The organism is Halolactibacillus miurensis (assembly GCF_900116255.1).
GTDB classification, from domain to species: Bacteria; Bacillota; Bacilli; order Bacillales; family Amphibacillaceae; genus Halolactibacillus; species Halolactibacillus miurensis.
This window is the reverse complement of record NZ_FPAI01000009.1, coordinates 65,034-78,513: the sequence shown is the minus strand read 5'-3', so window position 1 is coordinate 78,513 and position 13,480 is coordinate 65,034. Positions and strand designations below refer to the sequence as shown.

The window sequence follows — 13,480 nt, the reverse complement described above, 5'->3', positions numbered from 1 at the left end:
GTTTCTTTCCCTTTTTCTTTTCACTTCATGCAATAAAAGTTATAATAGATGTGTAGAGCTTATCATATAAGCGCAAAAAGTAAATGAGACATTTTAACGTATCTGATACCTACTTGATAAGACAAAGAAAAAAGTATCACCACTAACTCATACTCATAAATGTACAATGCACCAGCTAGCCTAGAGGGGGACAAACCATGATCAGAAATAACTTAATGCGAGCCATTACCTACGCGGCCAATAAACATAGAGACCAAGTAAGAAAAGTAGATAAAACCCCATTTATCGCTCATCCATACCGGGTGGCGATGTTGCTACAAGAACATGATTGCGACGCTGAGATTGTGATTGCTGCCCTACTACACGATACAGTTGAAGACACTGACTGTACGTTTGAAGAAATTGAACACTTATTCGGTGGGGGCGTAAAGACTTACGTTGATTATGTCACGGAACTTGATAAACACGTCCCGTGGAAAGAACGAAAAGAACATAGTATTGAAGCCTTTAAATCTGTTCCGTATGATGTGAAGCTACTCATTGCCGCTGATAAAATCGATAACTTACAATCCATGATTGACCAAGAGATGGTCCACGGTGAGGCCATGTGGCACAACTTTGTCGGCTCAAGAGAAGAACAAGTCTGGTATTACAGCGAGATTTTCTCATCAATCACAGAGAACTTGGCAGATGATGAGTGGCACCCACTCTTTTATTTGTTTCAGGCACTACTCGAAAAATTTGCTGAAGGTGACCTAACTCATGAATAATGTGACTAATCTGTCACATTATTGACATTTTTAAAAAGAGTCGATTCAATGCGAGGCTTTATTGTTTCTCTATCTATAAATGACACAGACCCACTCGTTTATCGCCAAATTATTTTACCGGAGCGGACAACCTTTAACCGACTTCACGATACAATTCAAACAGTAACGAATTTTTTAAGTGGCTACCCTTATCCTTACCGTCACTTTCACTCATTTGATTTATCAGAAGAAAATCAAGTCGTGACCAATGATGAGGAACGCTATTTAGATCACAAAGATTACGTCAATTACCCTCCACTTAAACTCTAACGAGTTTTGAAGTGGAGGCTTGTAAAAGCCTTAATTTTAAAAAACAAGCAATGGTTTGAAGATCGCCTAAACCATACACCGCGAGAGAAGAAGTGGCCGGTGTCGACGGTTTTTATCGTTTCTTAGATTCGTATTCCAATCCCTCAGACCCAGAACATGAACAAGCCCTGGCCTTTGCGAAAAAGAACGGCTTTAAACCACTTGATATGGATGGTATCAACGAAAGTTCAAAGCGTATTACATACCGAAAAACAGCGTGGGAACATATTCATCATGAACGCTACAACATCATTGGACCGCGCTACACAAAAAAGTAAGCATGGGTACTTTTTAAAGATGATATTAATATACTTATCGAAGAGATGACAATCGTGTCATCTCTTTTTTTGATTAATATGTTAGCAGTTGGTGATTAATTCATCTCTCTTTTTACATTTTTTAGCTGTTTTTATGGTATCCCCCCGTATTTACGAAGAAATCCATCTATATTTAACGATACACGAGCTATACCGGTGAGAGACAAGCTGAGTCGGTTATATCCTAAAATAGGGGATTTTATCCACTTTGAATAATCATCATCATATACGTTAACATAATTAACGTGAGTGTCGACGACAAGATATTGACAATGGCTAAAGAGAAATAACTATATCTTGTAGACACAAAAATACAGGGAGGTACAATCATAATGAAAAAGATAATTAAAGGGTTGGTTTTACTCAGTATACTAGTATTTGTCACCGCGTGTGGTGGCGAAGATGAAGAAGCAGGTTCATCACTTGATGCATTAAAAGAACAAGGTTATGTCACCGTTGGTTTTGCTAACGAAGCACCTTACGCGTATGAAGAAGATGGTGAATTAAAAGGGGCCGCTTATGATATTGCCGCAGCTGTCTTTAATGAACTCGGTATTGAAGAAGTACGTGGTTCTCTTCAAGACTGGGGTCAGTTAGTACCAGGCGTGCAAGCAGGTCAATTTGATGCGATTACAGCTGGAATGGCGATTACACCTGAACGTGCTGAAAACGTCTTGTTTGGTGAACCGGAAATGACTTATGGTGAAGGTTTGGTCGTAGAAGCTGGTAATCCACATGACATTCAAAGTTTTGAAGATATCGCGAGTAACGAAGATATTACTGTCATCGTGATGGAAGGAGCGACAGGAGTCGAATTTCTTCGTCAGTCTGGTGTAAGTGATGACCAAATTACGTATGCAGCCAATATTCCTGATACATTCGCGGCGGTTCAATCAGGTCGAGCGGACGCAACAACAGGAACGGAAATGACCATGCGTATGGCATTCGAGTCAGCTAACACAGAAGACTTAGAATTTGTTGAATCATTTGAACAACCCGATGTTGAGGGTGTGCCAAGTTATGGTGCCGCGGCCTTTAGTTTAGAAAACGAAGCGTTACGCGAGGCTTATAACGAAGCCCTTCAAACATTAAAAGACGATGGGACCGTCCAAGAACTGCTTGAGAAGAATGGCTTCCACCCAGAATCAAACTTCCCAAGTGCTGATATTACGACAGAAAGTATTGTGAACGGCGATAACTACTAAGGAACCGTCTTAGTTTTATGATCCAGTTCCTGATCTAGGAACTGGATCTTCTTTTATTAAACGAAAAAGGATGTGTAAACGATATGCAAGATATTCTCTCGATTTCACAAGAGCTATCACGTGGCTTATTCGTCACGATTAGTATCTTAATTGCCTCGAGTTTATTCGCCTATTTTATGGGCTTTGTTTCTGGCTTACTGCGCCTATCTAAACATACGATTATTCGAAAATTGACCGGGCTTTATATTGAATTATTCCGCGGCACCTCACTTATCGTCCAGTTATTCTGGCTCTATTATGCCATTCCGATGTTGTTTGGTATTAATTTAGGATCGAACTGGATTATTGGTGTCATCGCGATTGGACTAAATTACGGGGCTTACCTGTCAGAAGTCGTCCGCGGGTCTGTTGAGGCCGTTGATGAGGGACAAACAGAAGCAGCGATTGCCCTTAATCTATCGAGTTTTCAAAAAATGCGCTACATTATCTTACCACAAGCGGTACGGATGATGTTACCGGAGTTTGGTAACTATACGATCCAAATGTTAAAAGGGACCGCTCTTGTGTCCTTAATTAGTTTGAATGATATTTTATATTACGGAAACATTCTCCGTAGTTCTAATCTATCACAAGCACCCCTGATTTATTTAGTCATTTTAATCTTTTATTTCGTCCTCGCTTTACCACTTATTTTCCTTACCCGTAAAGCAGAAGAAGTTTCTAAGAAAGGGGTGGCTAATTAATGAATTATTGGAGTTTTGAACGTTTCTTTGAAGCTTGGCCTTATATATTAAAAGGTCTCCATATTACCGTTGGGGTTACGATTAGTGCGTTTCTTTTCGCTCTTATTTTCGGGTTCGTCTGGACCTTCTTACGCCGCATCCCAGAACGTCATATCAACTGGGTCGTCACCTGGGTGATGGAATTTATTCGTTCAACACCACCGCTTGTACAACTGTTCTTTATTTACTATGCTTGGCCCGAGATTCCTGTTGTAGGCGTGACACTCAGTCCATTTGCGAGTGCGGTTGTTGGTTTTGGTATTCACTTTAGTACGTATATCGGTGAGATTTACCGGTCTGGTATCGAAAGTGTGGATAACGGTCAATGGGAAGCTGCGACAGCTTTGAACTTCTCACTACTCGATAAATGGCGGTTAATTATTTTACCACAAGCTTTCCCACCAACCGTACCGATGCTTGGGAACTACTTTATCATTATGTTTAAAGAAGTACCACTCGCGTCAACGATTGGGCTTACCGGGATCTTGCACATGGCCAATAGTTTCGGTTCCGAGCACTTTAACTTAATTGAAGCACTGACGATTGTCGGGATTATTTTCCTTGTGTTAAGTTACCCATCGGCACGACTCATTAAGAAGTTAGAAGTAAAACTCAATACCCGTTTTGATAAAAATCAAGTCATTGATCCAGTAGAATAATGACAACTTAAAGGAGTGACGAACGTTATGACAAAACCTATTGTTGAATATAAAGACGTACACAAATCATTTGGCGATGTGGAAGTATTAAAAGGGATTGATTTAGATATTTTCCCAGCCGAAAAAATCGCCGTTATTGGCCCAAGTGGGTCAGGTAAAACAACGATTATCCGGATGTTGATGACGCTAGAAGAACCAACAGATGGTGACATTATCGTCGACGGTAAAAACCTATGGAAAATGAACAAGAACGGAAAGATGGTTGAAGCTGATGAAAAGCACTTACGCGAGATTCGCGGAGACATCGGGATGGTATTCCAGCACTTTAACCTGTTCCCTCACATGACCATCTTAGAAAACTGTATGACCTCCCCTATTCATGTCAAAGGCGAAAAGAAAAAAGAAGTCAAACAGCGTTCCATCGATATGTTGGAACGTGTTGGCCTTGGTGATAAAATTAATAACTATCCATCACAACTCTCAGGTGGACAAAAACAACGCGTGGCGATGGCACGTGCGCTCGTTATGCGTCCGAAAATTATGCTGTTTGATGAGGTCACCTCAGCCTTAGACCCTGAGCTTGTCGGGGAAGTACTTGAAGTTATTCGTGACATTGCCAAAAACGACGACATGGCCATGGTCCTTGTCACACACGAGATGGACTTTGCGCTTGATGTTGCTGATAAAGTCCTATTCTTAGATGACGGTGTCATCGCTGAACAAGGTTCGGCGAGTGATGTCATTGAACATTCAGAAAACCCACGGGTGCAAGAGTTCTTAAGTCGTTTCCGTGGCTAGGTCTGGAAACAGAAAAATAACTACAAAATTATCAAGAAAAATTAACTAAATACCCTTTCGAATCACGACGTGTCAATCCTTTGCCGTGTCGTGATTCTTTTTATGAATAATTTTATGCATCTTTTTTTCCATCAGGCTCGTCACAGACAGTGAACAGTAAATGGAGGGAATAAATATGATTGAAGTAAAACAACTGTCCCATCAGTTTGAACTTGGGAAAAAAGATAAGAAAACCGTCATTCCTGTCTTACAAGACGTGAGTTTTTCAGTAACTAAAGGTGAAATTGTGACGTTAGTTGGTCGGAGTGGTTCTGGTAAATCAACGTTGCTACATTTAATTGGAGGTTTTTTACCAAGGCAAAGCGGGGCCATCACGATTAACGGAACGGATGTGAGCGACTTTACAGAAGCACAATTTGCCGAATTCCGCCTTGGTACGATTGGTTTTATCTTTCAGAACTTTCAATTGATCCAATCAATGACTGCTTATCAAAATGTTGAATTACCACTCATTTTACAAGGCGTGAGTGAAACCGCCCGTAAAATTCAAGCATTAGAAACATTAGAAAAAGTCGGTCTCAAAGGGTTTGAACATCATTATCCGAGTGAGCTTTCCGGTGGTCAACAGCAACGGGTCAGCGTCGCACGTGCCCTTGTCTTAAATCCACTCATTATTCTAGCAGATGAACCGACAGGGAGCTTAGACTCTGAAACAGAAGAAGACCTGCTTCACCTCATTAAAGAGCTAAATGAATCCCTTGATATCACCTTCCTCATTATCACGCATGATGAGGAAGTCGCAAAAATTGGTCACCGTTCACTGATGATGCATGACGGCGCCCTTATCGATCAGGAGGTGAAGTAATGTTATTTAAAGATCAGCTTTACTTCGTCAGAGAAAATATGAAAAAGAATAAAATGCGGATTTTTATGACCGTGCTCGCGACGGCGATGGGGACAGCCTTTTTAATTGTATTGGCATCTGTTGCCTTCGGTTTACATGACACCTTAATTAAAGACGTGCTCGAACAAGAAACGGTGAATCAAGTCCAAATCTACGGAAAAGACGATCCAAACAGTCAAGGGATTACTGACAAGGACATTGACTATTTCCAGTCGCTTGAGCATGTCCGTGCGGTTAGAAAACAAAGTTACCTTCGCCAGTCTCCACTTGTCTCACTTAATGGTTATGAAACGAGTCCACACACCGTCGCGGTTGATATGGGCGCATTAGAAACAGGTGGTACACCACTTGAAGATGGACGATACGCCACATCAAGTGATGAAGTTGTTGTTGGGTATCACTTTTACGAACAACTTCTAGAAAAAGATACTGATCCTGAAGATATGTATGATGAAAATGGCGAGCGAACCGAAGACACCTTGTATCAAGGTGAGCTTATTGGTGAAACAATCGACCTTACCGTGTCACGATTAATCGATGAGACGGACACAGAAGAAAAAACGTATCAACTCACCATTGTTGGTGTGACAGCTGAACCAGCAAACGAATGGCAACAAGACCAAAGTCTTTATACGACCTTTGACTTTTATCAGTCGATCAGTGAATATACCGGGACTCCTGGTGGGGAAATGTATTTCCAAGAAGAACCGATGGATCTGACCTTCTATTATGATGAAGTGACGATTCAATCAAACAATTTAGAAAATGTTCAAGCTTTAACTGATACCATTAATGATCAAGGTTATTACGGCTACTCAGTTGCGTCAGAACTTAAACAAATCAATATGCTATTTACCATCGCAAAAGCTGGTTTAATTTTCATTGGGGCCATTGCCGTTATTATTGCTTCAATTGGGATCTTTAATACGATGACGATGGCGGTCACTGAGCGGGCACCAGACATTGGGATTATGAAAGCGATTGGTGCTAGTCCTAAGACAATTAAACAGATTTTCTTACTAGAAAGTAGTATCATCGGCATTATGGGCGCAACGATTGGGACCTTGGTGAGCTACCTCATCAGTTTCTTAGTTAATATCGGCTTACCAATGATTTTAGAAGCCACCTTTGAAGATCAACTCCCGGAAGGGTTCCAGTTCTCAAGTATCCCGTGGACGCTTGTGTTGATTGCCTATGTCATTTGTCTTTTAGTCACACTTATTTCTGGCTCACGACCAGCTAAAAAAGCAACAAAAATTGATGTCTTAAGTGCGTTAAGACGCGAATTATAGTTTAACAATCAGAGATAATCGATGACCAACCAAGTCATTTGAAAGGAGCATCCTATGAAACATTGGCGAATAATCGTTATGATTTGTCTCATAGTCCTCACCGCTTGCGGACAAACAGAATCAGACGCATCTGTCTTCCAATACAAAGGCTCTCTTATTGGCGACAACAGTGCTGTCACGAGTATAAGTCGGATGGTCACAACAATGGAGACCGTTGATAACTTTAAACTTCAAACAGATAAAGAACCTTACGGGATTGAGCTTTATTATAAAAGTGATGAGCCCTATGCCTTTAATGTAATAGATAAAGAAGTCCATCAACAATCTGTTTATCTCTATTACTTGATTGACAATGTGGACTACATTAGTTTTATCTTCAATAACCAAACCATTCATACGGAACGCGACATGTATACGGTTGACTTAAAAGCACTCAATAAGATTGAAAATATCAATGAACAAAAAGTAAATAACTATTTATATGAAACATATGCACCTTAATGAAACAAGCGCCTGACTCTTCCTTGAGTCAGGCGCTTGTTTTAACTATTGGTATTTTGACTGTAAAATCTTTGACTTAGTTTTATTGAGCCAATATTAACAACGATGGCGAGCAATAAAAGCATCCAGATAAACCAAGGAGATATAAAGAGTCCATTAGAAACAATTTGAATAAAAGAGAACGGGATAGTTAAGGAAATTAGTACCGCAAAAACGGCACCAAACACAAGCCGTCCTTTTTCCATGCCGAGTTTAAAGATAAACGGCATCAATACGGCATAAGCGATTAAAGCTGTTAAAACCATGAAGATCACATTCACTAGAAAGGCTGGGTATGACGCTAACGTTAAATCTTGATAGCCAAAGACGTGATAACCAAATTGCGCCATCAACATAATGACACTGACCATTCCAACAAAACCATAACCCAGCACATATTTACTTAAGATAATTGACTTTTCTGGTATCGGCATCATCCGCATCAACCGGTCCCATTTTGCGCGTTCATCATAACCGAATGAAGAGATTGGAATGATAAGTGCGTACATCATGGTAAAACTGATCATATTCGATGCTGGAATAAGCGCAAAACCAACAATGACAATGAGAAGCACCCGCATCTGTTTTTCTAACGTGAAAATATCTTTTAGAAGTAATCCTTTCACGATTGCTTCACTCCTTTCGTCATCAAAATCATCACATCTTCTAATGTCGCTTTTTCTAAATCACCAAAGACTGTGTCAGACGAGGAGAGTGCCTCTTTATCCACCAACAACTCGACCGCATAACGACTGGTCCGCTGACCTTTAATCGCGGCTTGATTAATGGTTAAGGCATTGATCTCTTCCGGCGCTACTTTTAGTATCCGATATCGTTCCAATAACCCATCTTTTTCTTCCATGAACTTAAGGCGCCCTTCGTGTAAGAAAGCAATATAGTCACAACTTTTCTCTAAGTCACTGACGATATGTGACGACAACAGTACCGTGTGACGCTCATCACGGGTAAACTCATTAATAATATCCAAAATTTCTTCTCGCACCATCGGGTCTAACCCACTTGTTGCTTCATCTAAAATCAATAATTCTGCGTGATGCGACAAGGCAACAGCTAATTGTAATTTCATTTTCATCCCACGTGAAAAGTCTTTAAACACTTGGTTGTATGGCAACTTAAACTGTTCCATGTAGTGATCAAAAACGTCATCATCCCATGCATCATAAATATCTTTCAACATGATCCGAATCCGTTTCGCTGTCAGCGTCTCAGGATAATACGCTTCATCTAAAACGACTCCAACCTTCTGTTTTACTGCTAAAAATCCATCCGTCTCATTATTCACACCAAGGACATGAATCGTCCCACTATCTTTTTTTATTGCCTGCATGATCATATGTAACGTCGTACTTTTACCTGCGCCGTTCTCACCGACCAGTCCAACAATCGATCCCGTCGGGATCGTTAAATGAAGGTTATCTATCCTAAAGTTTTTAAACTGCTTACTCACATTCGTTAATTCAATCGCATGCATCACTTTCGTCCTCCTTCTGTTTCACTCTTTAATACATCCAGTAACGCTTTTAGTTCAGCTATTGATATACCGACAATGTCGGCCAAATCAAGCGCGTCTTGTAGATGCGTTTCGATTTGTTTTAAATACTCCTCTTTAATAAGCGACGGATTCATGCCTTTTACATAAGACCCACGCTTAGCCATCGTGTATATAAACCCGTCATGCTCTAACTCTTCATAGGCGCGTTTTGTTGTAATAACACTGACTTTTAAGTCTTTTGCCAGTTGCCTGATTGAAGGTAAGGCGTCATCTTGTTTTAACTCGCCTGCAATAATTTGCGCTTTAATTTGGTCATAGATTTGTTTAAAAATGGGCGCATCTGATTGATTATGAATCACTAAGCGCATCGTTTCACCAACTTTCTGTATATATACACTATACACAAAATGAACAGATATGTCTACTGTTTTTTCCAAATGGAAAAGCGCCTCCTCGTTAAAGGAGACGCTTAATTATTATTTATATTCTATTAGTTTTTCGCATACAGCTTGTCATAGTAATCTTCAAGCATACGCTTGACCGCGTAACGATCGCGTGTGGATTCGATACTACGTGCCATCATTTGTACCCACTTATCGTGGTTTTGATAGAAGGTTGGTAACACTTCTTCACGCAATACACGATAAAGCGCATCTAAATCATGCTTATCTAATGCCTGAACGTCATCAGATTCGAAGCCATCACCAAACTGCCAGCCGTTTTCACCATGTTCACATGCTTCTGGCCACCAGCCGTCTAATGTGCTTAAGTTTAAGACACCGTTCATCGCCGCTTTCATACCTGACGTTCCACTTGCTTCTTTCGGACGACGTGGGTTATTAAGCCATACATCAGACCCGCGGGTTAACATTGCCCCAATGGTCATATCATAGTTTTCTAAGAAGACAACGGCATGTGGGTATTTCTTCGCCATCTTCACAAGTGACGACACAATGCCTTTACCAGTATCATCGAGTGGGTGCGCTTTACCTGAGAAGACAATCTGTACATCACCAGATTCAAGTAATGGGCCGATGATCGCTTCATCCGTAAAGATAAAGTCACTGCGCTTATAAGGTGCAGCCCGACGAGAGAAACCGATGATCAGTTTATCTTCTTTAAGGCGAACGCCGTTACGTTCTTCAATAAAATCAATTAACGCGCGTTTATTTTCTAAGTGACGTGACCATAAGTCCCCGCCATTTGCTTGTAAGTCTAACATTTGTTCATCGACCCATGTTGGACGGTGAATACAGTTCGTAATTGGAATAATTTCTGAACGATTATCCACATGTGCCCACATTTTATTTGCCGTCTCACCGTGTAATTCGGCAACAGCGTTGGACATACGGGACAGTCTCAGTGCCCCAACTGTCATGTTGAACGGTGCGCCACCGATTTCAACGAGTTGTTCCACGGTTAAGCCATTAGCTGCGCCCATGTATAATAATTTTTCAATTGGATGTGATTCATTTCCCTCAACAATTGGCGTATGGGTTGTGAAGACTGTTTCATCACGTGTTTGTTTCCACGCCTCATAAAAGTCGGCGCCTTCTTCCATCTTTTCACGCATTAATTCAAAGCCCGCAAATAATGCGTGACCTTCATTAAAGTGATAGACATCAATGTCATGACCGAGTTTACGTAAGGCACGTACCCCAGCAATCCCTAACACCATCTCTTGGGCAATCCGTTCTTCACCGAACCAACCGTATAGTTGTCCTGTAATCCAGGCTTCTGGGTTACCTGGAACATCTGTATCTAATAAGTATAACGGGACATTACCGAATTGTTCAACTTTCCATACTTTACACGTAATGTTTTGCTTTCTAATCGTCACATCAACGGTCACACCTGTATCTTCTAAGAAATCATACTCATAATTGTGATAACTATCATATGGCTTACCATGTTCATCAATGCGTTGATCTGTATAACCTTGTTTCCACTTAATACCGATTCCTACCATTGGGTAATCATGATCTTTGGCACCTTTTAAGTAATCCCCTGCGAGAATACCTAAACCACCTGCATACGTTTTCATACTTGTGTCCAATCCATACTCCATACAGAAGTATGCTACACGTGAATCTTTATTTGTCATTACAATTCCTCCTTCGTATGATTAGCTTGATATGATGCTTAAGTTTGCGTTTTGAAAGCGCAATCACTCTACATGTTCTATCCTACACTAATTTTTTACTTTTGCCTAGTGCTTTTGAGAAATCGGTTGCATTATTTTAAATTGTCTTATAATTAAACAGCCAATCCATGCGGTTTCTTTTAAACCCCCTTCTTCTTATTACTTTACTCTTTATACCCTGAAAAAATTAGCACAAAACAAAAAACAGGACATCGCTGCCCTGTTTGTGTTCACTTATTTCTTTTTCGTTGCTTTTTCACGTTCGTTTTTATTTAAAATCTTTTTACGTAAACGAATCGATTCTGGAGTAACTTCACAATACTCATCATCATCTAAATATTCAATTGCTTCTTCTAAGCTTAACTGACGCGTTTTTCGAATGGTTGAGGTTTGATCTTTATTTGCTGAACGCACGTTAGTTAAGTGTTTCTCTTTCGTGATATTAACGGTTAAATCATTATCACGGTTATGTTCACCAACAATCATTCCTGCATACACTTCTGTACCAGGTTCAACGAAGATAATCCCACGGTCTTCTAAGTTCATGATACCATAAGTCGATGCTTTACCATTTTCTAAAGCCACAAGCACACCTTGACGACGTCCTCCGACTTTACCTTTAACAACCGGCTGGTAGCTATCAAACGTATGATTGATAATACCGTAACCACGTGTTTGAGTTAAGAATTCAGTAGAATATCCGATGAGACCACGTGAAGGTATCTTAAATTCAAGTCTTACTTGACCATTTCCTTGGTTAACCATATCAACCATTTCACCTTTACGTGAACCGAGTGATTCCATGACAGCTCCCGTATGTTCTTCTGGCACATCAACTTGAACGTGTTCAACTGGCTCACATTTCACACCGTCAACGTCTTTAATGATAACCTGTGGCTTTGATAGCTGTATCTCAAAACCTTCACGACGCATGTTTTCAACAAGAATCGATAAGTGTAATTCCCCACGACCCGACACAATCCATGCATCTGGTGAATCAGTTGGATCGACACGTAAACTTACATCTGTTTCTAATTGAAGCATCAAACGTTCTTCAATTTTACGTGAGGTAATATATTTCCCTTCACGACCCGCAAATGGACTATTGTTCGTCACAAAGGTCATTTGTAGCGTTGGTTCATCAATGTGTAAGATTGGTAGGGCGTCTAAGTGATTACTCGGACAAACTGTCTCACCTACGTTAATATCTTCCAGACCAGCTAAGGCAATAATGTCACCACTACGTGCTTCATTAATTTCAATCCGTTTCAGTCCTAAGAAGCCGAAGATTTTAGAGACACGGAAGCTTTTCGTTGAACCGTCTTTTTTGATTAACGTCACTTGCTCGCCAACTTTAAGCGATCCACGCACAACACGACCAATACCAATACGACCTAAATAGTCATTGTAATCAAGTAAGGTTACTTGGAATTGAAGTGGGTCACTTGAATTATCGATTGGCGCTGGGATATTTGTCATAATCGTCTTAAAGACCGCTTCCATTGATTCCTCTTGAGCTTCAGGTTCTTCACCTGATGTACCGTTTAAGGCTGATGCGTAAACAACAGGGAATTCTAACTGCTCATCATCTGCACCTAGTTCGATAAAGAGATCCAACACCTCATCAACGACGTGCTCTGGACGTGCGTTCGGACGGTCAATTTTATTTAATACGACAACCGGTCTAAGTTTTTGTTCCAATGCCTTTTTCAACACGAAACGTGTTTGTGGCATACAGCCTTCATAAGCATCAACGACAAGTAAAACGCCGTCAACCATACGTAAAATCCGTTCTACTTCACCACCAAAGTCGGCGTGACCAGGTGTATCTAAAATATTAATACGCGTATCATTGTAATTGATCGCGGTATTTTTCGCTAAAATGGTAATGCCACGTTCACGTTCGATATCGTTTGAATCCATCATCCGATCATCGGTTTGTTCATTCTCGCGAAACGTGCCTGAATAACGCAACAATTGATCGACTAACGTTGTTTTTCCGTGGTCAACGTGGGCAATAATTGCTATGTTACGAATATCTTCTCTTAATTGCATCCCTAAACATCTCCTCTTTGTGTAAAAAAACCTCGACTGACAGTTTAACTGAGTAAGTATAGCATAAAAGAAACCTTATCGTACAGCCTTTTCGCCAAAAAAATGAAAAAAATCGCTGATCTTTCAACTATTTCGCGGTTTTTCACATTGTTTT

General features: G+C 40.5%; 15 protein-coding genes. 10 read left to right on the top strand and 5 right to left on the bottom strand.

Features of this window, described 5'->3' with window-relative positions; genetic code table 11:
• Positions 1-197 precede the first annotated feature (197 nt).
• The 10 genes from BM390_RS07615 (at position 198) to BM390_RS07570 (ending at position 7,576) form a co-directional block, all read left to right on the top strand.
• Entirely contained in the window at positions 198-770 is a 573-nt protein-coding gene (locus BM390_RS07615; protein ID WP_089854008.1) for an HD domain-containing protein, read from the top strand.
• Between the two features lie 48 nt (positions 771-818).
• On the top strand, positions 819-1,079 hold the full coding sequence (locus BM390_RS07610) for an IS1096 element passenger TnpR family protein (RefSeq protein ID WP_062322700.1): 261 nt from the start codon (positions 819-821) through the stop codon (positions 1,077-1,079).
• 92 nt (positions 1,080-1,171) lie between these two features.
• Positions 1,172-1,396 carry a hypothetical protein gene (locus BM390_RS07605; RefSeq protein ID WP_062322702.1) on the top strand — a complete coding sequence of 75 codons (225 nt, stop codon included), beginning with the start codon at positions 1,172-1,174 and terminating at the stop codon, positions 1,394-1,396.
• Between the two features lie 371 nt (positions 1,397-1,767).
• Complete coding sequence (ehuB, locus tag BM390_RS07600; protein WP_062322705.1) at positions 1,768-2,640, top strand: ectoine/hydroxyectoine ABC transporter substrate-binding protein EhuB; 873 nt, start codon at positions 1,768-1,770, stop codon at positions 2,638-2,640.
• An 83-nt stretch (positions 2,641-2,723) separates the two neighbouring features.
• Positions 2,724-3,383 carry an ectoine/hydroxyectoine ABC transporter permease subunit EhuC gene (ehuC, locus tag BM390_RS07595; RefSeq protein WP_089854004.1) on the top strand — a complete coding sequence of 220 codons (660 nt, stop codon included), beginning with the start codon at positions 2,724-2,726 and terminating at the stop codon, positions 3,381-3,383.
• Positions 3,383-4,081 carry an ectoine/hydroxyectoine ABC transporter permease subunit EhuD gene (gene ehuD, locus BM390_RS07590; RefSeq protein WP_062322706.1) on the top strand — a complete coding sequence of 233 codons (699 nt, stop codon included), beginning with the start codon at positions 3,383-3,385 and terminating at the stop codon, positions 4,079-4,081. Before ehuC ends, ehuD begins: the two co-directional genes overlap by 1 nt.
• 27 nt (positions 4,082-4,108) lie before the next feature.
• Positions 4,109-4,879 (top strand): ectoine/hydroxyectoine ABC transporter ATP-binding protein EhuA, encoded by a 771-nt coding sequence (gene ehuA, locus BM390_RS07585; RefSeq protein ID WP_089854001.1) that lies wholly within the window; start codon positions 4,109-4,111, stop codon positions 4,877-4,879.
• 175 nt (positions 4,880-5,054) lie between these two features.
• Positions 5,055-5,744: an ABC transporter ATP-binding protein gene (locus BM390_RS07580; protein WP_089853997.1), complete on the top strand. Its 690-nt coding sequence runs from the start codon at positions 5,055-5,057 to the stop codon at positions 5,742-5,744.
• A complete protein-coding gene (locus BM390_RS07575; protein ID WP_062322708.1) occupies positions 5,744-7,075 on the top strand; it encodes an ABC transporter permease in 1,332 nt (443 codons plus the stop codon). The genes BM390_RS07580 and BM390_RS07575 overlap by 1 nt, the downstream gene beginning before the upstream one ends.
• 54 nt (positions 7,076-7,129) lie before the next feature.
• A complete protein-coding gene (locus tag BM390_RS07570) occupies positions 7,130-7,576 on the top strand; it encodes a DUF4825 domain-containing protein (RefSeq protein WP_062322710.1) in 447 nt (148 codons plus the stop codon).
• Positions 7,577-7,617: 41 nt separating this feature from the next.
• Here BM390_RS07570 and BM390_RS07565 read toward each other — a convergent pair whose 3' ends face one another.
• The 5 genes from BM390_RS07565 to typA form a co-directional block, all read right to left on the bottom strand.
• Positions 7,618-8,241, bottom strand: coding sequence for an ABC-2 transporter permease (locus tag BM390_RS07565; RefSeq protein WP_062322712.1), 624 nt, complete (start codon positions 8,239-8,241; stop codon positions 7,618-7,620).
• On the bottom strand, positions 8,238-9,107 hold the full coding sequence (locus BM390_RS07560) for an ABC transporter ATP-binding protein (RefSeq protein WP_062322714.1): 870 nt from the start codon (positions 9,105-9,107) through the stop codon (positions 8,238-8,240). Before BM390_RS07560 ends, BM390_RS07565 begins: the two co-directional genes overlap by 4 nt.
• Positions 9,107-9,496 carry a GntR family transcriptional regulator gene (locus BM390_RS07555; RefSeq protein WP_062322726.1) on the bottom strand — a complete coding sequence of 130 codons (390 nt, stop codon included), beginning with the start codon at positions 9,494-9,496 and terminating at the stop codon, positions 9,107-9,109. The genes BM390_RS07560 and BM390_RS07555 overlap by 1 nt, the downstream gene beginning before the upstream one ends.
• 122 nt (positions 9,497-9,618) lie before the next feature.
• Positions 9,619-11,232 (bottom strand): alpha-glucan family phosphorylase, encoded by a 1,614-nt coding sequence (glgP, locus tag BM390_RS07550; RefSeq protein WP_089853994.1) that lies wholly within the window; start codon positions 11,230-11,232, stop codon positions 9,619-9,621.
• Between the two features lie 273 nt (positions 11,233-11,505).
• Entirely contained in the window at positions 11,506-13,326 is a 1,821-nt protein-coding gene (gene typA, locus BM390_RS07545; protein WP_089853991.1) for a translational GTPase TypA, read from the bottom strand.
• Between the last annotated feature and the right edge of the window lie 154 nt (positions 13,327-13,480).